The following is a 21,510-nucleotide window of genomic DNA, read 5'->3' on the forward strand; positions in this document are numbered from 1 at the left end:
AAATTTCCAACCTCCCGAAAGCAGTTGAATGATTATTAATAGAACCAGTTTCTTTTCGTTTTACAGCGGACTGTGTTTAAATTAGTTGATCAAAGGCGGGTAGTTTATCACATCATCAGGTCTGGCTGAGCTATGCTCAAAACTTTATCGGCCTGCCTCCCTGTTATAAGTTCAGGGGAGGCCTGTACGCCCTATTTCCTCACAATCATGCCGGAGTACGGAAACTGTAAATACCATGACAATACTGAAAACCACATATTCGCGCCTGATATTTCTGATCCTTGCTGCGGTGGTTCTGGCAGGATGCTCATCAAGCCCCGAAAAAAAGACGCTTCCGGAATCCCTGACTGAGGCCGAACTCTACCAGATGGCCAACCAGTCCCTGAATAACCAGAGTTATACAAAGGCTGTAGAGTATCTGCGGACACTGGAGTCACGCTACCCCTTCGGCTCTTTTGCAGAACAGGCTCAGCTGGACCTGGTTTATGCCTATTTCATGAATGTAGAGCCTGAAGCCGCCAGAGCAGCAGCGGATCGTTTCCTTCGCCTGCACCCGCAGCACCCCAATGCAGACTATGCCTATTATATGAAAGGTCTGGCTTCTAACACGGCCTCCATGGGTCTCATCGAGCGCTACCTGCCATTAGACAACACAAAGCGTGATCCTGGTCAGGCTCGCCAATCCTTCAATGAGTTTCGTGAATTGCTGACGCGCTACCCGGACAGCAAATACGCACCAGATGCCCGTCAGCGGATGGTAGCCCTGAGAAATCGTCTGGCTGATTATGAGATTCATGCAGCCAATTACTACCTGAAACGCAAAGCCTATGTAGCGGCTGTGAACCGTGGCAAGTATGTTGTTGAAAATATGCAGAAGACCCCGGCGGTAGAACCCGCACTGGGTATCATGGTGGAAGGTTATCAGCGACTGGGCCTGATAGAGCCCGCGAATGAAACCCTTGAGGTCTTAAAGCTGAATTTCCCGAATTCGAATCTACTCAATGAACAGGGTGAATTCATCGGCTACCAGTCCTTCGGTGATGTCGATCCCTCGCTGCTTTATACCGTGACCTTTGGCCTGCTGGGTGATTCAGGTATTGAAAAGCAGAAAGCGCAGACCCCGGTTGCTCCCCAACCTCCCGGGAACAAACAGTAATTCCCTGTGGCTTCCAGCAGGAGGCCACTCCACCTTCTGGTTTAGTAATTCAATGCCAACAACTGTGAAGTGCCCGAAATGCGGCAAAAAAGTAGAATGGAAGAAAGAAAACGGGTTTCGACCCTTCTGCTCCCAACGATGCAAGCTGATTGATCTTGGAGCCTGGGCGAATGAAGAGCGTTCGATACCCGGAAACCCTGCTTTCGATGATCTGATGACCAGCGACATTGATGACCATTTAAAGCACTGATAAGCCCCCACCAGCTCCTGGTTTCACAGGCCAGGATCTCAGGTTCAACAGGGCTTCTGCCTGAGAACGTTTGAACTTGAGGACTTGATACATTACCTCACGAAGCTCTGGCTGGTGCATATGTTCAGCCAGCTCGCTCAACTGCTGATCCGACAGTCTGGTAATTCTCTCCAAAGCTAACTTTATCGATCGTCCCACTTGCTCTGGCGGCATCTGCTCAACCATTGTCAATAGTGTCTTCTTACCTCGATATTGAAACCTGTGCAATTTTGAAGGACGCAAAAGACTCTGGCTAAATTCATCAATGGAACAGTTCCTGGGGAGGGAAAATCGATTATAAAAGGACATACCGAAATCAATACTGACTAACTTACCAGTCAGCAGCTCGTCATCTTCGGCATGCTTGAAGAGGTAATTATCAAGTTTCAGATAGTCCTGATCGCCCAGAAGAAATCGCCTCATGACAAGATTGGTAACCGGGTTATGATCATCAGTAAACTGACAAATAGAAGGGAATAATGTTTGTTGAAAGAAGGTATTGCCAGGGTAGAAGCCTTTCAGGTCTTTAGAAGCTACACAATGATCCTGATTTTTTTCGTCCAGACTGTAGCGATGAATGTACTCTTGCCCGTAACCCATGACTTGTTTGTAGGCTGCGGCAGCAAGGCACTCCCTCTGGGCCAACACTTTTCGATCATCATAAAAACGGGCTTTGTAAGATTTTCCAGTGATCAGGTGGATCACTTTTTGCAGCAACCGTTTAAACTTTTCAGCACCCGATTCATACCCGAGTGTTTTGACATGCCAAAACTCTTCCTTTTTTTCAGCTTTAGTAGAATCTGATTCTCTCCCGGCCCCTCTCGAATCTGTTTTGATCCGCATGAACCGGTGAGCAACAACTCCCCGGTGAATCTGTCCGGGGAGCTCCTCCCAATATTCACCAAAGGGCCTGTCATTAATGGATGGAAGAATATTTCTGCCAACCTGCCCGGTCTCTTCGAAATAAGCAACCGCCCGATCCTGAACAGGACGCTGCCCCAGCATTGAGGCCTCTTCATCCAGCCCTTCGGTACCAGGCAGATTCCCCAGTGAACCTACTGTTCTACCCAGTGAGTCACTGCCAGCAGTTGACGGGGATTGGAATGTTGAATCAGCGGGCAAAACTGATGTTGATTTGTTGCCACCAGGTCCGATATTAGAGTGAGACATTTGCTTCCCTGCAAGAAGTCTTTAATCTTAAATTAAGACTAGTATACGGCCTCAATAAGTTTGCGACCAGAAAGCACCGATGGCAGCCAACCCCTGGGCTCCCCGGTCTATGAACTGCTCCTGATCAGCAAGCTGCATCCCCCCCAACCAGAACACAGGCAATGGGCAACGCTCTGTCAGCTCTGCAGCTTTTTCCATTCCTAAGGTTTCACAGCCCGGATGCGTCTGTGTCGACATAACCGGAGAGAGTGTTACAAAATCGACACCCAGTGATACCGCCCGATCGATTTGTTCCTGATTATGACAGGAAGCTGCCAGCCACTGACCAGAACGAGAAGCACTTCGCCAATCAACACCCTCCTGCTGAAGCTGTTTCGAGGTAAGATGGATACCGTCACACCAGCTATTGGCCAGTAGTTCAGGCTCACCTTTAAGAAGCAAGCTGGCCCCGGTTTCCCGACAAAGGTGATGCAGCTCTCTGGCTAAATGCTGATAGGTTCCTTTATCCAGCCATGGAGCCCGAAACTGTATCAGCTCTACTCCCTGCTCAAGCTGGTAACTCACTTTTTCCAGAAGCTCAGCAGCCACATCAAACTTACCGGTGATCATATAGCGATTTGGTAACAGGACTGCCGTAACGATGGGACCATTAGCCGGAGGAAAGTTCAGCTCGGGTAACTCTTTCAGATCGACCCATCGGATCTCCTGACCCTCATTACCACGAGGCTGGCCAATGATATCGTTCGCCCACCAGGTATCGAGACAGACAGACCTGTCCGGGTAATCATGCCGAATCGAAATCAACTTTCGGAACTGATTTGCCTCAACATCCAGTTCTTCCTTAAGTTCACGATTCAAGGCTGCCGTAACGAACTCTCCCTCTTCCACCTTGCCACCCGGAAACTCCCAGTAGCCACCCATGTGCTTATCATTCGGTCGCCGTGCTATAAGAATTCGTCCATCATCCCCGCGAATAACTGCCACCGCAACATGCACCACCTTCCTGACACTCGCCTGATTTTCTGAAGACATCACCTACTGCCCTGTTTTCAAGTTCGATATTCAGCATTGATTCGAACATACTCATGGGAAAGATCAGTAGTCCAGAGTGTTTCCGTGATAGTACCTGCCCCCAGCTGAACACGGATCAGTATCTCTTCCTGATTCATTACACGCTCACCTTCCGCTTCGGTGTAAGAGCAGGCAACACCCCCATCTTGCACAATGCAAACGTCGTCTAGCCAGATGGAAACCTTATCAATCTTTAGCTCTTCGATCTCAGCTCTTCCCACAGCAGCAAGAATCCTGCCCCAGTTCGGATCACTGGCAAATAATGCAGTCTTGACGAGTGGAGAGTGGGCAATGGTATAAGCAACTTCAAGGGCATCAACGACACTGCTCGCCTGTTCAACCTGAATGGTTACAAACTTGGTAGCGCCTTCTCCATCTCTGACAATAGCCTGTGCGAGTGTCATAGCTACCTCTTCAACAGCCTCTTTCAGAGCTTGGTACAAAGGCCCCTGAGACTGCATTATGGATTCATTTCCGGCCTTGCCCGTGGCTACCAGCATGCAGCAATCATTGGTGGAAGTATCACCATCTACTGAAATTCTATTGAACGACAAATTAACAGCATCAGACAGAAGGCTTTGTAAAACAGTCTCATCTACGGAAACATCTGTGGCCATAAAAGCCAGCATGGTGGCCATATTCGGCTTGATCATGCCCGACCCTTTGCTGATTCCCGTTACCGTGTAACGTTTACCGTCAACTTCAAACTGTCGGCTGGCACCTTTGGGGCGGGTATCGGTCGTCAGTATGCCTTCTCCGGCTCTGTGCCAGCCATCTTCACTCAAATCCGAGAAAGCAGTGGGCAGGCCAGAAACAATTTTGCCAACGGGGAGAGGCTCGCCAATCACACCGGTTGAAAAAGGCAGCACCTGATCTTCCTGCACCCTGGCAAATTCAGCCAATGCACGACAGACCTCGGTGGCATCCGCCATTCCCTGTTCACCGGTACCCGCATTAGCATTGCCAGTATTAATAACAAAATACTCAGGCAAACGGTTAATGCGACGCCTGGCCAGATGGACAGGAGCAGCACAAAAACGGTTTAGAGTGAAAACACCGGCAACAGAAGCACCCTGATCCCAGTTCATAATCACAAGATCCTTACGATCCTGCTTCCTGATACCTGCCTCTGCTGTCCCCAGACGAAAGCCTTTTACTGGATGCATTTCCGGCCAGCTTCCTGATCCTACTGCCATGGTTTCTCCATCTCCTCTTTTTTCATTCCAATTCGCTGCCCACGCCATCCCTTCAACCCGGCTACCTCCCGGGTTCAATAATCCTGATAACGGACACAGAGAATCGGGCCAGAGAGCATTGATTCAACTGACCTATGCGAAATACACTTATAGCTAACCATTTACATTTTGTTATTCATTATCCAACGATTTTTTCAAATATCTCAAAATAAGTCGGGAAGGTCTTTGAGGTGCACCCAGGATCATTGATGGTAATTGGACTGCCACCGAATGCCGCCAGGGAAAAACACATGGCCATTCTGTGATCATCATAGGTATCAATGACTGCAGACTGAATCTGCTCAGGGGGATTAATCACAATGTAATCTTCACCTTCTTCAACTTCAGCTCCCACTTTACGAAGCTCGGTCGCCATCGCTGAAAGCCGGTCAGTCTCTTTGACCCGCCAGTTGTAAATATTTCGAATAGCCGTCTGGCCCCTGGCAAACAGAGCAGTAGTAGCAATGGTCATGGCTGCGTCTGGGATATGGTTCAGATCAATATCCACACCTTTAAGCTCACCTTTTTCTACTTCAATCCAGTTGTCACTCCAGGTGACTTTAGCGCCCATTTGCTCCAGTACTTCAGCAAATCGGGCATCGCCCTGCACACTGGCATTACCGGTTCCATGAACTTTCAGCTTACCTCCGATTGCTGCAGCTGCCAGAAAGTAAGAAGCCGAGGAAGCATCTCCTTCTACCATAATTTCACCCGGGGATCGGTAAGCCTGCCCCCCTTCTACGACAAAGTTCTGGTATTCATTATTCTGGACATTAACACCAAAGCGCTCCATAACCGAGAGAGTGATATCGATATAGGGTTTGGAAACCAGTTCACCTTCAATCGTGATGAACGTTTTATCTGATGCTAATGGTGCTGCCATGAGCATTGCTGTCAGAAACTGACTGGAGATATCTCCCCTGATGCTGACTTCTCCTCCCTTCAGGCCCGAACCAAGGACTTTCAGAGGTGGAAAGTTTTTCTCACCCAGGTACTCGATGTTTGCACCGGCCTGCTCAAGACAGGAAGTCAGATCGCCGATAGGTCGCTCATACATTCGGGGTTCACCCGTCAGGGTGTATTCTCCTTGCCCCAGGCACAAGGCTGCCGTCAATGGCCTCATGGCAGTGCCGGCGTTTCCCAAAAACAGAGTCAGGCTTTCACCAGAACCGAGCGGGCCAGCCAGTCCGATGACTTTGCAAACTGTATTGTTATCTGACAGTCGATACTGGACACCCATTGCTTTCAGAGCCTTCAGCATATAGCGAACGTCATCGCTATCCAGAAGATTGGTGATGGTGGTTGTACCTTCTGCCAGTGCAGCAAGCAGTAAAATACGGTTGGACAGGCTTTTTGAGCCAGGAATAGAGACTTCCCCTTGCACGCGGGAAATGGGCTTTAAAACAAGTTGCTCCATTGGACTTCTTAACTGGCCGAATGATAGTAAAAATTAATTATACCCCAATGCCTCGATAAATCAGCCGGTTTAAAACAGTCCATAAAAGAAAACAGGCCGCAAAGCGGCCTGTTTTCTTTAAAATAACGGGTCAATATCAAACTATTTTACCGTGACACTGTTTATACTTCTTGCCGGAGCCACAGGGACAGGGTTCATTTCGGCCGACTTTGCGACTTTCTCGAACGAAAGGTTCGGTTACACCTTCTGGCAGTTCACCTTCTTTCCCTGAATGATCTTCCATAACATGCGCCTGCTCATGCTGAAACTGCATACGACGAATCAGTTCCTGACGACGCTGCTCCTCCATTTCCTCGGTTTTGTCATCCTGCTGAACCTGAACATGAGAAAGGATACGAATGGTGTCCGTTTTGATATCTTCCAGCATGGACTGGAACAACTCAAAGGCTTCACGTTTGTATTCCTGCTTGGGGTTCTTCTGGGCATAACCTCTTAAGTGGATGCCCTGACGCAGGTGATCCATGGTCGCAAGGTGTTCTTTCCACTTGTCATCCAGTACACGCAACAGGATATGTTTCTCGAAGTTCCTCAGGGACTCGCCACCCGCCAGTTCTTCTTTCTGCTTGTAGTTGGAGATGACCTCAGCCAGAATCTTCTCTCTCAGACCTTCTTCTTCCAGCTTGTCATCTTCATCCAGCCACTTCTGGATCGGCAAATGGATAGCCAGTTCAGCCCCAAGCTTCTGCTCGAGACCTTTCACATCCCATTGCTCTTCAAGACTCTCGCGTGGGATGTGCTGGGAAATGACATCGCTGACCACTTCAGATCTCATGCTATCAATGCTGGATTGCACGTTTTCAGAATTCAGAAGCTCATCACGCTGTTTGTAGACCACTCTGCGCTGATCATTGGCGACGTCATCATATTCCAGCAACTGCTTTCGAATATCGAAGTTACGACCCTCAACCTTGCGCTGGGCTTTTTCAATCGCATTGGTCACCATTCGGTGCTCGATAGCTTCACCTTTTTCCATACCCAGTGCTTTCATAAAGTTCTTCACCCGGTCAGAGGCAAAGATACGCATCAGGTTATCTTCCAGAGACAGGTAAAAACGGGAAGAACCTGGGTCCCCCTGACGACCGGACCGGCCACGCAGCTGATTATCGATACGGCGGGATTCATGACGCTCAGTACCGATAATATGCAGACCACCGGCTGCCAGAACGGCCTTGTGGCGCTTCTGCCATTCAGACTTGATCTGGTCTTCCTGCTGCTGATCTGGATTTTTAACGGCTGATAGCTCGGCCTCCCAGCTACCACCCAAGGTTATGTCAGTTCCACGACCCGCCATGTTGGTAGCAATGGTAATAGCACCCGGACGCCCCGCCTGGGCAATGATCTCGGCCTCCTTCTCGTGAAATTTGGCGTTAAGAACATTGTGAGGGATCCTGGCCTTATTCAAGGCATTGGACAGGAGTTCGGAAGCGTCAATAGATGCAGTACCCACCAAAACAGGACGCCCCTGCTGAACGGTTTCCTTGATGTCTGCAATGATCGCTTCGTACTTTTCTTCAATGGTCAGATAAACCAGATCGTTACCATCCTCACGTACCATTGGTTTATGGGTCGGGACAACAATAACGTCCAGACCATAAATCTGGCGAAGCTCGAAAGCTTCTGTATCCGCTGTACCGGTCATACCAGAAAGCTTTTCGTAGAGTCGGAAGTAGTTCTGGAAGGTTGTCGAGGCAAGGGTCTGACTCTCAGCCTGAATATTCAGTCCTTCCTTAGCCTCCAGTGCCTGATGCAGACCTTCAGAGAGACGACGGCCCGGCATGGTTCTTCCCGTGTGCTCATCAACCAGCAGCACTTCGCCGTCGGCCACAATGTACTCAACATTTCGCATGAACAGGACATGAGCTTTCAACGCTGCATTCACATGATGAAGCATATTCAGGTTATGGGCAGAATAGAGACTCTCTCCTTCAGGCAGGAGTCCCAGCTTCTGCAATTGCTCTTCAATAAACAAATGGCCGATCTCGGTCAGCTCAACCTGACGGGTCTTTTCATCCAGCAGGTAATGACCGGTTGGCTCTTCACCTTCTCCGAGTTCTTCTTCCTGTTTTTTCAGCTGAGGAGCCAGTTTGTTCATCTGTTTGTAGAGTTCAGAGGAATCTTCCGCCGGACCGGAAATAATGAGTGGCGTTCGGGCTTCATCAATCAGGATGGAGTCCACTTCGTCGACAACAGCATAGTGCAATTCACGCTGAAACTTATCTTCCTTGCGAAACGCCATATTGTCACGAAGATAATCGAAGCCAAACTCATTGTTGGTTCCGTAGGTAATGTCAGCTTGATAAGCAGCCCTTTTCTCTTCAGGAGACTGCTGGGGAACAACTACTCCGACTGTCAGGCCAAGAAACTCATAAAGAGCACTCATCCACTGGGCGTCTCGACGAGCAAGATAGTCATTAACGGTAACAACATGAACACCCTTACCTGTGATGGCATTCAGGTAAACAGGCAGTGTCGCCATCAGTGTCTTACCTTCACCGGTTCTCATCTCGGCGATGCGACCTTCGTGAAGAGTAATGCCACCGATCAGCTGGACATCAAAATGTCTCATGCCCATGCTGCGTTTACTGCCCTCTCTGACGACAGCAAAGGCCTCGGGCAGCAAGTCATCAAGATTTTCGCCTTGCTGATAGCGATCCTTGAGGGACTGAGTCCGCCCCCTGAGCTCTTCATCATTGAGACCAGACAGTTGATCTTCCAGAGCATTGATCTGTTTGACCAGCTTGCCCATGCGTTTCAGCTGGCGATCATTCCGGCTGCCGATAATTTTTTTGACTAACGAAGCTAACATAGATTGGTTACAGTCTCACTCTGATTCCGGGGCTGCCTCTCTTGCCGACAATCCCGGGTGGGCAGACAAGCTTAAGAACAGCCAAATATTCTATGACAATCACACAAAAGTCTCATCCATATTAGCTATAAATCTGGCCCTTAATGTTTTATAAGCCATAAACGTAAAGCTTAAGATGGTTTTTTATTGACTGACGTCAACGCCAGACGTTTGCAACAATCTGGATTAAAGGCAGAAAAATCCAAACCTTACAGACATTTACACTCATCAGTAAAGGATATAGGGACTGGAAAGAAGTCTTTCAAGGGAAGAGCGCTACTTTTTCGCTGACAACTCGCAGGATCAGCACTGAATAATCGGGCAGTGAGATTCATCGAAAAACAAGTCATGAAAAAGGATCGGAAATACCAGCAATATGAGGAGCGCTTTGTTCTTGTCAGGAAAGATCACTTGCTTGCCCGATAAATGTAGCGCTGTGGATCCACATGCTTACCATTGCGAATCACTTCAAAGTGAACATGCGGCCCTGTTGAACGACCTGTGCTTCCTACTTTAGCAATAACCTGACCTCGAGTAACGATGTCGCCCACCTTGACTTCGTTGGAATAATTGTGCGCATATCGTGTCACATAGCCATTAACATGGTTAACCTCAACCATAAGCCCATAGCCAGAGCGATCACCTGACCAGGTCACGACACCGGCAGCCACAGCAATAATGTCAGAACCATTTACAGCGGCCATATCAATACCTGAATGCCAGGATAATTTTCCGGTAAAAGGATCTGCTCTCTGACCAAAACGAGAAGAAAGCCAACCTTTCTTGACAGGAAGCCCTGCCACAAAGACATCATTACTCATGGTCCTGTTAGAGACCAGGCTGGTCAGAATATCAAACTGCTGCTCTCTGCTGTCTATCTGCTCAGAAAGTTGATCAATAGCATCAATAAGCGGGGGCATTGAATAGATAGATTCATTGGAAGGCAGCGCTTCCGGGCCACCAATAGCCGGCACTTCATCGAAGAAAAACTCGCCATCATCCAGTTTCGCAGCAATGGTTAGTCTCTCGCCAACAGCATCCAGTCGGGTAATCCGCCCTTGTAACTCTGCCAGACGAATGGTCAGGGCATCAATTTGACGTTCTGCAGCAAGACGAACATTTTCAACTTCTTTTCTCTGTCCGCTCAGGACTGTCCGCCATTCTTGCAGGCCCTCTTCAGTCAGGACAACGCCAGATTTCGAATTGAGGAAAAGATAGGTAATACCTCCACCCAGCATCATGCAGAGAAAAACCGCGGAAAAAGCAGCCAGTGCCAGCCGCTTGCTTGTGACTCTGAACGATTGTGTTCGAGAGTGATCTTGCTTTACAACAATGACTTTCATTCTAGGAAGCCCTGTACTCCCAATGATTCAACCTTATTAACTCATTATCATGGAAATCACTGCTCATCACCCGGGCTTCAATGCAAAAGGCGATAGAGCGTCATATCCACATCCTGTCTTGAAACAGGATAGCGCTATTCAGTCATGGAGAATCGACACAACCATGTCAGCAATATTTGACCCTGGTAAAAAAGTCACTTTGCTGTCGTTCTCCCACATTCTTGTTTTCTTCACTCTTGATGGTTTTCAGATTCAGGTAAATCTTTAAAAACCAGATGCCTCATTTAACCAGTATAGATTCCAAAAAAGGTCGCTTCTGCGACCTTCAATGAAAGGTGACTATATGAGTTAAGCAGTAACCGCAGCCGGCTTAAGGTAGGAAATCGGTGCCACTTCAGTATCCTCAAATGTCACTACTTCCCAGGCTTTTTCATTCTCCAGCAGAGAACGGACCAGCTTATTGTTTAATTCGTGTCCGGACTTGTAGCCAACGAACTGGCCAACCAGACTATTACCTAATAGGTACAGATCACCGATGGCGTCCAGAATCTTGTGTTTAACCAGCTCATCATGGTAGCGCAATCCGTCTTCGTTCAGAATACGGTAGTCATCAACCACTACAACGTTGTCAACACTGCCTCCCAAAGCCAGATTCTGTGAACGCAGATACTCAACGTCACGCATGAATCCGAAGGTACGGGCACGGCTGACTTCTTTTACGAAAGAAGTACTGGAAAAATCAATCTCAGAGGTCTGTGAACGACCTTTGAAAACAGGGTGGTCAAAATAGATAGTAAAACTGACTTTGAAGCCGTCATAAGGCTTGAAAGTAGCTGTTTTCTCACCATCAGTGACGGTCACTTCTTTCTTGATACGGATAAATTTCTTGGCTGCCTCCTGCTCCTGAATACCAGCAGACTGGATAAGGAAAACAAAAGGTCCCGCGCTACCGTCCATGATCGGAACTTCATGGGCGCTCAATTCGACATAAGCATTGTCGATTCCCAGACCAGCCATTGCCGAAAGCAGGTGTTCAACGGTGTCTACCCGAACACCGTCTTTCTGCAAAGAGGTACACAGGGTAGTTTCTCCGACATTTTCTGCACGAGCAGGAATTTCCACCACAGGATCAAGATCTGTGCGACAGAAGATAATGCCGGTATCGACGGGAGCCGGCTTAAGAGTCAAATAGACCTTCTCACCGGAATGTAACCCCACTCCCGTAGCTCGAATAATATTTTTCAGGGTACGCTGTCTGATCATGATAACGCTATTCCGCGACCTCAAAGGCCCCTGTTATTTGAATTCAACGACTTATTGTAACAAAAGTTACACATGACACAACCGGTCATTGATTCAATCAGCCTGTCGGCGCAAAAACGCCGGTACATCCAGGTAATCCACATTGTCAGTTGATGGTGCTTGCCTGCGGGGCTTTTCAGCTTCCTCTACCTCGGGCTGTTCAGCTGCTTTCTTGCGAACATGAGGAGGAATATCAAGCTCCTTGAGGTTCAGGGTACCGTCTGGACGGGTCGCCCTTGGCTTGGAACCATCAACCACCTTAAGGGACTGTTCCTGCTTTTCGTCACTGTCTCCCAGACCAGTGGCAACAACAGTCACTCTTAATTCATCCGTCATTTCCGGATCGATAACTGTACCTACTACAGTGGTGGCATTATCGGAAGCAAATTCACGAACAGTGTCACCCACTTCATGAAATTCACCCACAGAAAGATCGAGACCAGCAGTAATATTAACCAACACTCCGCGAGCCCCCTGAAGGTTGACGTCTTCCAGGAGAGGACTTCGGATAGCTCGCTCGGCCGCTTCAATCGCTCTGTTGCTGCCTGTGGCTGAACCTGTACCCATCATAGCCATGCCCATTTCAGACATAACAGTCCGGACGTCAGCAAAGTCAACATTAATCAGGCCGTCACGGGTAATCAATTCTGAAATACCCTGAACTGCGCCCAGCAGTACGTCATTTGCTGCACCAAAAGCGTTCAGCAAACTGACATCACGACCCAAAACAGGCAGAAGATTCTCATTAGGAATACAGACCAGGGAGTCTACGCTCTCTTTTAACTGATTCAGCCCCTCTTCAGCCACTGTCATTCTGCGGCGACCTTCAAAAGAAAACGGCTTGGTCACCACCGCTACGGTCAGAGCCCCCATCTCTCTGGCAATTTCAGCCACAACCGGAGCAGCACCGGTACCTGTACCTCCTCCCATACCGGCAGTGATGAAAACCATGTCAGAGCCCGCCAACACTTCAGAAATACGGTCTCTGTCTTCCATCGCTGCATCACGACCGACCTCCGGATTTGCTCCAGCCCCGAGGCCACGAGTAATATTGGCTCCCAGTTGCAGATGGGTATGAGCCTGAAGGTGCTGTTTTTTCAGAGCCTGGGCATCCGTATTAGCACAGATAAACTCAACACCTTCCAGCCGACTGTTCAACATGTGGCAGACTGCATTACCGCCACCGCCACCTACGCCTACAACCTTTATCACCGCTTCCTGCGGAACATTATCCACCAGTTCAAACATGGCTCTCTCCTTTCTGTCACCGTAAACAGGATATTTTCTGAATATTAAATGCCATTAAACTTCAATCACTTTCCTGCAGGAACACCCTGCATACAGTGTGCCCCTGTTTAGCCAATGACAATCAAGCCATTGCCTTCTGCAGGATTAATTCTGTTGATTGCTACCCAACCCTCAATCAGAATTGACCTTGAAACCATTTTTTAAGCCGATTGAACAGACTTTCTTCCTGTCTGCTGAAACTGGCCGTTTCCCTTCGCCCTTCCTGTTGAGCTTTCAAACCATAGTGAAGCAGGCCGACACCTGTTGCATAAATAGGATTACAAACGACATCTGTCAACCCCTGAATGGCCTGAGGCATGCCGAGCCTGACCGGCATGTGAAAAATTTCTTCTGCCAGATCTACGGCACCCTCCATTTTGGACGTACCACCCGTCAGCACGATACCGGCCGGAATGAGATCTTCAAAACCACTTCGTCTCAATTCCGCCTGAATCAGTGTAAACAGCTCGTCGTATCTTGGCTCAACCACCTCTGCCAGCGACTGTCGAGATAGCTCTCTGGCTGCCCTGTCTCCAACACTCGGAACCTTGATCATATCTTCAGCACGCGCCAGTTGGGTAAGAGCGCAGGCATATTTGATCTTAAGTTCTTCAGCATGCTGAGTGGGTGTTCTCAGAGCCATGGCAATATCATTGGTGACCTGATCACCCGCTATAGGAATAACTGCCGTATGTCGTATGGCTCCCTCAGTGAAGATAGCAATATCGGTGGTGCCACCTCCAATATCAACCATGCACACACCGAGCTCTTTCTCATCTTCTGAAAGCACTGAATAGCTCGAAGCCAACTGCTCCAGAATAATGTCGTCTACTTCAAGACCACATCGTTTAATACAGTTCTCAATATTCTGCGCTGCATTGACAGCACAGGTCACCAGATGCACTTTCGCTTCCAGACGCACTCCTGACATGCCCAATGGTTCCTTCACACCTTCCTGGGTATCAATCACATATTCCTGAGGCAAAATATGAAGAATTCGCTGATCTGCCGGAATGGCAACAGCCTGGGCGGCATCAATCACCCTGTCAATATCGGCACTGGTAACCTCTCTCTCCCTGATAGCAACAATTCCGTGGGAGTTCAGGCTGCGTATATGATTACCTGCGATGCCGGCGTAAACGGAGTGAATCTGACAACCGGCCATCAACTCAGCCTCTTCCACAGCCCTTTTTATGGCATGGACTGTAGAGTCAATATTGACAACAACACCACGCTTCAGACCCCGTGAGGTATGTGAGCCGATCCCGATCACTTCCAGCTGGCCATCTGCGGTTATCTCACCGACGATCGCTACAACTTTGGAAGTTCCAATGTCGAGTCCGACTATTAAATTTCCGTTATCTGCCGCTGTCATGGCATCTATCATCCCAAACCACTCTGACCAAAATAGTCAGTGCGCCGAACCCACTACTCCAGTGTTGCCACGAAAACGCATAATGACGTTTTCATGACTATTTCCAGGCCACCGAAGCCCCATTCAAATAGCGCAAGTCAACGCGCTTTACATCCTGCCAGCGATCATCGAGCCTTGCATAATACAACCTGATAAAACGCTGCAATCTTTCCATTCTGCGATCACGCCCGAGATTGACATCAACGTGATCTACTTTCAGCCACCAGGAATCCGTTGTACTGAGCCGCAACTCTCTAACGGCAACTCCCAGGGGCCTGATCACCTGACTAAACGCCAGGTATTGCTGCATTATATCCTGAGAACGATCCTCCACCCCTGCCAGCTTTGGCAGCTTACTGAAGGCCTCCAGAGATCCGGGTCTGAAAACTTCTCCGTCTTCATCAATCAAACCGTCATCCTGCCAACGGGCAATCGGTTTTCGCTCTTCCAGACTGACGATCAGAGTATCCGGCCACTCACGTCGCAGACTGGCTTCCCTTACCCAGGGCATATCCAGGACAGCCCTTCTCATCTCTTCCAGGTCAAGGTAAAAAAACCGATTGACCAACCAGGGGGCCAGCTGTTTTTCAACATCACCACGTTCCAGATAATTGAACGTAGAACGCACTTCCACCCGTGCTATCGGCTGATTAACCCACATCATCAATGTCGGCCAAATCCAGAGCAAAGACACGGCCAGAACACAGATGACAGTCAATCCTAACCAGCGTCTCCACAATCCGGGCCGAGCCAGCTTTTTCTCTATTCCCCGACTCGCCCCACGACCGCGCCTGCCAGAGTCGTCAAGTGGCTTCTGATTCAGTTTGAACAAGCTCTTTGCTTCCCTTTATTCCTCCACCCTCTTTCTGACGAGCCGGTAACAGGGACGACTTCAGAATCTCCAGAACCAATATTTCAAAGCTCAAACCCACTGACTTTCCGGCCATAGGAACAAGACTCGTTTCAGTCATACCAGGTACAGTATTTGCCTCAAGCAGCCAGAAGCGTCCTCTTTCGTCCTGCATAAAGTCGACTCGACCCCAACCAGAGCAACCCAGTGTTTCGAAAGCGGTCAGTGCCAGAGCCTGAAGTTCTTGCTCCTTGCTTTCAGACAGACCACTGGGTAAGTGGTATTGAGTATTTCCTGAAACATATTTAGCGTCATAATCATAAAAAGACTCTGCCGATTCGATTCGAATAGCAGGCAAAGGCTGACCATTGAGAATCGAAACCGTATATTCAGGACCATCAATAAACTGCTCCACCAGCACAGAACCACCGTATTTTGAAGCCTGCTCCCAGGCTGGCAACAGATCCTGCTCCCGATCAACCCTTGTAATCCCTACACTGGAGCCTTCCAAACTGGGCTTTACGAAAGCCGGCAATATTTCTGCACAGCAATCAAGGCTTTCAGCCTGCTCAATCAGCATAAAGTCCGGGGTGGGTAAACCAACCGCTTGCCAGAGCAGTTTGCTTCTGTATTTGTCCATGGCCAATGCTGAAGACATAATGTCACTGCCCGCATAAGGAATATCCATTTGATCAAGCAGTCCCTGCACCGTACCATCCTCACCGCGGGGACCATGCAAAGCAATAAAAACGCGATCAGGCTTCTGTTCCACCAGCTGTGAGACCAGCCCCTCGATTGGATCAATAAGACAACAATCTATGCCACTGGTTTTCAGGGCTTCAAAGATTCGTTTACCAGATGCAAGACTTACTTCCCGCTCAGCTGAACAACCACCCAGTAATACCGCGACTTTACCGAATACTCTTTTTAGCTCATCACTGTCTGCATCAATGGCAACTTGACCCTGGTCCTGGCTATACATCTTTAAGCTACCTTTCCGTCCTGAATTATATCGTCCAGTTTTTCACCCAGCTCTGTTGTCAGTCTCACAGCCAAAGCACCGATATCTCCGGCCCCCTGGGTCAAAACCAGGTCATTGTCTTCAACAACACCTTGCAAAACAGTACTAACTTCATCAGGACTGGAGATAAAGATAGGCTCCAGCTGGCCTCTTTGACGAATACTTCGACAGAGGCTTCGTGTATCTGCACCCGGAATCGGCTCTTCTCCTGCCGGATAGACTTCCATCAAAAGTAAGACATCCACCTGGGACAGCACCTCAACGAAATCTTCGTAAAGATCCCGGGTTCTCGAATAGCGGTGTGGCTGATAAACCATAACCAGCCGCCTGTCTGGCCATCCAGCGCGGATAGCCTTGATCGTTGCCGCCACCTCTGTCGGGTGGTGCCCATAATCATCAACGAGCATCATCTGGGCAGACTCAGTCTGAAAGTACCCCTGCACCTGGAATCGTCTGCCAACACCCTGGAACTGCCTGAGTCCTTCACAGATCACTTCATCAGGCATTCCTTCATCCGATGCAACTATAAAAGTGGCAAGTGCATTGAGAACATTGTGACGGCCTGGAATATTCAGCTCAACTTTTACCTTTTTATTGCCTTTAGATTTCCGCTCCAGCTCAAAAGAGGTCTTCATACCCTTTTGCTGAATATTAACAGCCCGGAAATCGGCCCCCTCACTTTCACCATAAGTAATAACTTGTCGTTTAATTAATGGTAACAGTTCTTTTACCACAGGACAGTCTGTACAGACCACAGCCAGACCATAAAATGGCAGGTTGTGAAGAAAACTCACAAAGGTTTTCTTTAACTTGTCAAAGCTTCCTTCGTAGGTAGCCATATGATCTGCATCAATGTTGGTGACAATAGAAACCATCGGTTGCAGATGCAGGAAAGATGCATCTGACTCATCCGCTTCTGCCACGAGGTAGCGACTGCCTCCCAGCTTGGCATTGGTACCGGCTGAATTCAGACGACCGCCAATCACAAAAGTAGGATCCAGACCACCATAGCCCAACACCGAGGCCAACAGACTGGTCGTGGTAGTCTTGCCGTGGGTGCCTGCCACTGCGATACCATGACGGTAGCGCATCAGTTCCGCCAGCATCTCAGCTCTGGGGACTACGGGTACACGCAGCTCTCTTGCCGTAACCACTTCCGGATTCTCCGAAGCGACTGCTGTAGAAGTGACCACTACATCCGCCCCCTCAACATTCGCAGCTTGATGACCAATAAAGACTTTAATTCCCTGATCTTCCAAACGTTGGGTTACCGGTGAGCGTTGAATATCTGATCCAGAGATCTGATACCCCTGGTTCTTAAGCACTTCTGCGATGCCGCACATGCCCGAACCACCTATGCCAACAAAATGAATATTTTTTATACGACGCATTTCAGGTATAGGAGCCACAGGAAAAATAGGCTTATTAGCGGGCATGAGCCACCTCCAGACAATGATCAACTACTTCCACAGCCGCCATAGGCCTGGCGACACTGCCTGCAGCCCTGGCCATAGTCACCAGCTGCTCAGGATTGCCCACAAAATTCTCTAACATATTGATCAGACAGGTTTCGCTCAGTTCTTTCTGCTGCACCATCATGGCGGCCCCCTGATTAACCAGGTACTGACCATTGACCGTTTGATGATCATCAACAGCATGGGGATAAGGCACCAGCAGGGCCGCTCTTCGGGCCATCGCCAGCTCTGAAACGGTGAGGGCTCCAGAGCGACAAATCACCAGATCAGCCCACTCATAGGCACCAGCCATATCATCGATAAAGGGTTCTACGCGCCCCTCCACACCCAAAGCACGATAAGACTCACGGGTAGCATCGAGATTATTTCTGCCAGTTTGATGCCAAACCTCGAAGCGACCTTTAAACCGGGTGAGTACTTTTGGAACCAGCTCGTTGATGGCTACAGCGCCACTACTGCCACCAACCACCAACAGCCTTAGAGCCCTGCCATTCAGTTGGGAAGGTAAATCCGGATTTGCAATATCGGCTCTCACCGGATTACCGGTCAGAATAAATTTGCCAGAGCCACTCTCTGGACCAAAAGCACCGGGAAAAGCCAACAATACTTTGCGGGCAACTCTTGATAAAACCTTGTTCGTGAAGCCTGCAATCGCATTCTGCTCGTGAACCACCAGGGGAACACCCGACAAACGTGCGGCCACCCCACCCGGTCCTGTTGCAAAGCCACCCATTCCCAGAACACACACAGGCTTGCAGCTTCGAATCACTTTCAAGGCACGAAACAGTGAAACAGCGAGCTTCCAGGGCGCTTTTAGTAAAAAGCTCAAGCCTTTACCTCTCAATCCGGTGACCGGGATAAAGCTGATTTCAAATCCGTGGCGCGGCACCAGTTCAGCTTCCATACTGTTGGCCGTACCCAACCAGTGAATAGTGTAGCCACGCCTCTCAAGTTCTCTGGCAGTGGCCAGCGCCGGGAAAATATGCCCACCGGTACCACCCGCCATTATTAAAACAGTAGGTTTGTCAGTAGTACTCATGACACTCCCCTGCTTTTATTATCTGTTTTGACATTAAACTGCCGTCGTTCATAATCAATCCGCAGCAACAATCCAAAAGCCAGGCAGTTTATCAACAGGCTACTACCCCCATAACTGATCAGAGGCAACGCCAAACCTTTTGTGGGCAGCAACCCGGTATTTACAGCAATATTGATCAACGCCTGACTGCTATACAACAAGCCGATTCCATAGGCAACGTAGCCATGAAACAGAAGTTTTTTTGCTTCTGCCCGGTAACCGATTTGCAGCGCTCTCCAGGAAATAAACAGAATCAGAGTCAGGACAGAGACTGCTCCAAGGACACCAAACTCTTCAGCCAGAACGGCAAAGACAAAATCTGTATGAGCTTCCGGTAAATAGAACAGCTTTTGCAGACTATTACCCAATCCCTCACCAAACCATTCACCTCGCCCAAAAGCAATCAGGGACTGAGTCAACTGATAGCCACTACCAAAAGCATTAGCCCAGGGGTCCATATAAGAAGCCAGGCGTGCCATGCGATAAGGTTCAAAAACAATCAGGGCGGCAATAGACCCAACCAGCACCAGGAACAGAATAACGAATTGCCAGAGTCTGGCGCCTGCCAGAAAAATCATTCCCATGGAAGCGCCCATCAACACCACAAGCGCTCCAAGGTCTGGCTCCATCAGCAACAGTAGAGATGAGACAAAAAGAATAGTCATAGGCTTGAAAAAGCCTGTCCATCTGGTTCTGACTTCCTCCAACCGACGCACCAGGTAGGCCGCAAGGTAAACGACAATCATCAATTTGGCCGCTTCTGATGCCTGCAGATTGAAAAAGCCCAGAGGAATCCAGCGAACACTGCCATTGACCTCCCGACCCACAACCAACACAGCCAGCAGCAGCCCCAGACCACCAAAAAGTGAAAGCCAGCTGTATTTCTCAATAGTTGTCACCGGAACCATCAAAATGACACCCATCAGCGACAGTCCGACGAAAACAAAAAAAGCCTGCTTGATGAGGATATAAAACGGATTGGAATAAAGACTGCCCGCCACTTCCATAGAAGCGGAACTGACCATAATCAAACCAATCACAAGAAGTCCCAGCACAGCACCCAGCAGCGGCAGATCAAGAACACTGCCACGGCGGCCTGTAAAAGGCGATCTTATTTCGCTGAGAAACTTCTGGTGTAAAGTCATGCAAGACGCTCCCTGACCAGAGTCATAAAGGTATCGCCACGCTGCTCGAAACTCTCGAACATATCAAAACTGGCACAAGCAGGAGCCAGCAGGACCGCATCACCGCTTTCACTGACTTCGCAGGCACGATCTACTGCAGCAGCCAGACTCTTAACATATTGAACCGGGATAACGCCATTGACGGCTTTATCAATATCAGGTGCGTCACGCCCTATCAGCACAAGCTCACGACCGAACTTTTGTAATGGCTGTTTCAGCTGATTAAAGTCCGCCCCCTTGCCGTCCCCACCGGCAATGAGAACAATTTTTCCGGTCAGGGTCTCACCCAGACCTTCAATGGCCGCAACCGATGCACCGACATTGGTGGCTTTGGAATCATTAATCCAGACCACACCGTTTTTTTCCGCTACCCATTGGCATCGATGAGAAAGACCTGTGAAGCGGCTCAGAGTCTTCAGCATGGGTGTCATCGGGATACCCACTGACTCACCCAGGGCCAGTGCAGCCAGTGCATTCAATTGATTGTGACGACCCGGCAACTTCATGACCGCTGTATTGATGAGTCTTTCGACACCTTTACAAAGCCACATACCTTCTTCATCCCCGATCAGGCCATAGTCGTGTAAATCAGGCTTGCCGGAAGTAAACGCTGTTGCGGGAGTAACCTGGGGAAGAAGAGGCACAGTCAGAGCATCCTGCTTGTTGTATACCGCATGCATACAACCGCGGTATATACGCTGCTTTGCCTTATGGTAGTCCATCATGGTCTCATAACGATCCATATGATCAGGACTGATATTCAGTACCGTCGCGGCGGCTGCACGTAAAGAATGAGTGGTTTCCAGCTGGAAGCTGGACAATTCCAGGATATAGAGATCGACATTTTCTTTCTCAAGAAGCTCAAGAGCTGGAGTACCAATATTGCCACCCACAGCAACACCCAAACCGGCCTCTTGAGCCATCTCTCCCAGCAGAGTTGTGACCGTGCTCTTGCCGTTAGAGCCAGTTATGGCAACGACAGGTTTATTCACCTCGCGACAGAACAGCTCAATATCACCAACGGCTTCAACACCTCTACTTACAGCCTCAGCAATCTCAGGAGTAGCCAGAGCAATACCGGGACTGAGAATCAACTCATCGGCTCCATTCAGCCACTGAGTGTTCAATCCACCCAGATGGACAGGAACATTCGGAAAAGCAGTTTTGAGTTCGTCTATGCCTGGCGGGTTATTCCGGGTATCCATCACTTTAAATGGGCGTTGTCTTTCAGCAAGATATCGCACACAGGACATTCCGGTCTTGCCGAGTCCTACGACTACCCTTGTACGATTTGAGCTTATCAGTGCTGACAC

At 49.1% G+C, this 21,510-nt stretch carries 17 protein-coding genes; 2 read left to right on the plus strand and 15 right to left on the minus strand.

The features are described from left to right. Positions 1–235: 235 nt before the first annotated feature. Together ACOMG9_RS16365 and yacG are read left to right on the plus strand one after the other, a co-directional pair. Positions 236–1,156 carry an outer membrane protein assembly factor BamD gene (locus ACOMG9_RS16365; protein WP_422134505.1) on the plus strand — a complete coding sequence of 307 codons (921 nt, stop codon included), beginning with the start codon at positions 236–238 and terminating at the stop codon, positions 1,154–1,156. A 52-nt stretch (positions 1,157–1,208) separates the two neighbouring features. Beyond that, on the plus strand, positions 1,209–1,406 hold the full coding sequence (yacG, locus tag ACOMG9_RS16370) for a DNA gyrase inhibitor YacG (protein WP_422134506.1): 198 nt from the start codon (positions 1,209–1,211) through the stop codon (positions 1,404–1,406). On the opposite strand, the gene ACOMG9_RS16375 is transcribed toward yacG, so the two are convergent. The 15 genes from ACOMG9_RS16375 to murD form a co-directional block, all read right to left on the minus strand. Beyond that, complete coding sequence (locus tag ACOMG9_RS16375; protein ID WP_494529105.1) at positions 1,395–2,615, minus strand: hypothetical protein; 1,221 nt, start codon at positions 2,613–2,615, stop codon at positions 1,395–1,397. The genes yacG and ACOMG9_RS16375 overlap by 12 nt on opposite strands. A gap of 51 nt (positions 2,616–2,666) precedes the next feature. Further along, positions 2,667–3,647, minus strand: coding sequence for a Nudix family hydrolase (locus tag ACOMG9_RS16380; RefSeq protein WP_422138473.1), 981 nt, complete (start codon positions 3,645–3,647; stop codon positions 2,667–2,669). 17 nt (positions 3,648–3,664) lie between these two features. Beyond that, complete coding sequence (argJ, locus tag ACOMG9_RS16385) at positions 3,665–4,882, minus strand: bifunctional glutamate N-acetyltransferase/amino-acid acetyltransferase ArgJ (protein ID WP_422138474.1); 1,218 nt, start codon at positions 4,880–4,882, stop codon at positions 3,665–3,667. A gap of 178 nt (positions 4,883–5,060) precedes the next feature. Further along, positions 5,061–6,338 carry a 3-phosphoshikimate 1-carboxyvinyltransferase gene (aroA, locus tag ACOMG9_RS16390; RefSeq protein ID WP_448217674.1) on the minus strand — a complete coding sequence of 426 codons (1,278 nt, stop codon included), beginning with the start codon at positions 6,336–6,338 and terminating at the stop codon, positions 5,061–5,063. Positions 6,339–6,474: 136 nt separating this feature from the next. Further along, complete coding sequence (secA, locus tag ACOMG9_RS16395; protein WP_448217675.1) at positions 6,475–9,204, minus strand: preprotein translocase subunit SecA; 2,730 nt, start codon at positions 9,202–9,204, stop codon at positions 6,475–6,477. 446 nt (positions 9,205–9,650) lie between these two features. After that, positions 9,651–10,586 carry a M23 family metallopeptidase gene (locus ACOMG9_RS16400; protein WP_422134512.1) on the minus strand — a complete coding sequence of 312 codons (936 nt, stop codon included), beginning with the start codon at positions 10,584–10,586 and terminating at the stop codon, positions 9,651–9,653. Between the two features lie 348 nt (positions 10,587–10,934). Then, positions 10,935–11,849: a UDP-3-O-acyl-N-acetylglucosamine deacetylase gene (gene lpxC, locus ACOMG9_RS16405; protein ID WP_422138477.1), complete on the minus strand. Its 915-nt coding sequence runs from the start codon at positions 11,847–11,849 to the stop codon at positions 10,935–10,937. A 93-nt stretch (positions 11,850–11,942) separates the two neighbouring features. After that, positions 11,943–13,136: a cell division protein FtsZ gene (gene ftsZ, locus ACOMG9_RS16410; RefSeq protein WP_422134514.1), complete on the minus strand. Its 1,194-nt coding sequence runs from the start codon at positions 13,134–13,136 to the stop codon at positions 11,943–11,945. Positions 13,137–13,311: 175 nt separating this feature from the next. Next, positions 13,312–14,562 carry a cell division protein FtsA gene (gene ftsA, locus ACOMG9_RS16415; protein ID WP_494529106.1) on the minus strand — a complete coding sequence of 417 codons (1,251 nt, stop codon included), beginning with the start codon at positions 14,560–14,562 and terminating at the stop codon, positions 13,312–13,314. A gap of 85 nt (positions 14,563–14,647) precedes the next feature. Then, entirely contained in the window at positions 14,648–15,421 is a 774-nt protein-coding gene (locus ACOMG9_RS16420; protein ID WP_448217676.1) for a cell division protein FtsQ/DivIB, read from the minus strand. Beyond that, complete coding sequence (locus ACOMG9_RS16425) at positions 15,393–16,421, minus strand: D-alanine--D-alanine ligase (RefSeq protein WP_448217677.1); 1,029 nt, start codon at positions 16,419–16,421, stop codon at positions 15,393–15,395. Before ACOMG9_RS16425 ends, ACOMG9_RS16420 begins: the two co-directional genes overlap by 29 nt. Before the next feature lie 2 nt (positions 16,422–16,423). Beyond that, positions 16,424–17,896 (minus strand): UDP-N-acetylmuramate--L-alanine ligase, encoded by a 1,473-nt coding sequence (gene murC / locus ACOMG9_RS16430; protein ID WP_422138480.1) that lies wholly within the window; start codon positions 17,894–17,896, stop codon positions 16,424–16,426. Beyond that, positions 17,886–18,974, minus strand: coding sequence for an undecaprenyldiphospho-muramoylpentapeptide beta-N-acetylglucosaminyltransferase (gene murG, locus ACOMG9_RS16435; protein WP_422134518.1), 1,089 nt, complete (start codon positions 18,972–18,974; stop codon positions 17,886–17,888). Before murG ends, murC begins: the two co-directional genes overlap by 11 nt. Then, positions 18,971–20,158, minus strand: a complete 1,188-nt coding sequence (ftsW, locus tag ACOMG9_RS16440) for a putative lipid II flippase FtsW (RefSeq protein WP_448217679.1) — start codon at positions 20,156–20,158, stop codon at positions 18,971–18,973. The genes murG and ftsW overlap by 4 nt, the downstream gene beginning before the upstream one ends. Continuing rightward, the gene (gene murD, locus ACOMG9_RS16445) at positions 20,155–21,510 is read right to left on the minus strand and encodes a UDP-N-acetylmuramoyl-L-alanine--D-glutamate ligase (RefSeq protein ID WP_494529107.1); all 1,356 of its coding nucleotides are present in this window, start codon (positions 21,508–21,510) and stop codon (positions 20,155–20,157) included. The genes ftsW and murD overlap by 4 nt, the downstream gene beginning before the upstream one ends.

It is taken from the genome of Endozoicomonas sp. PH6C (assembly GCF_059322965.1).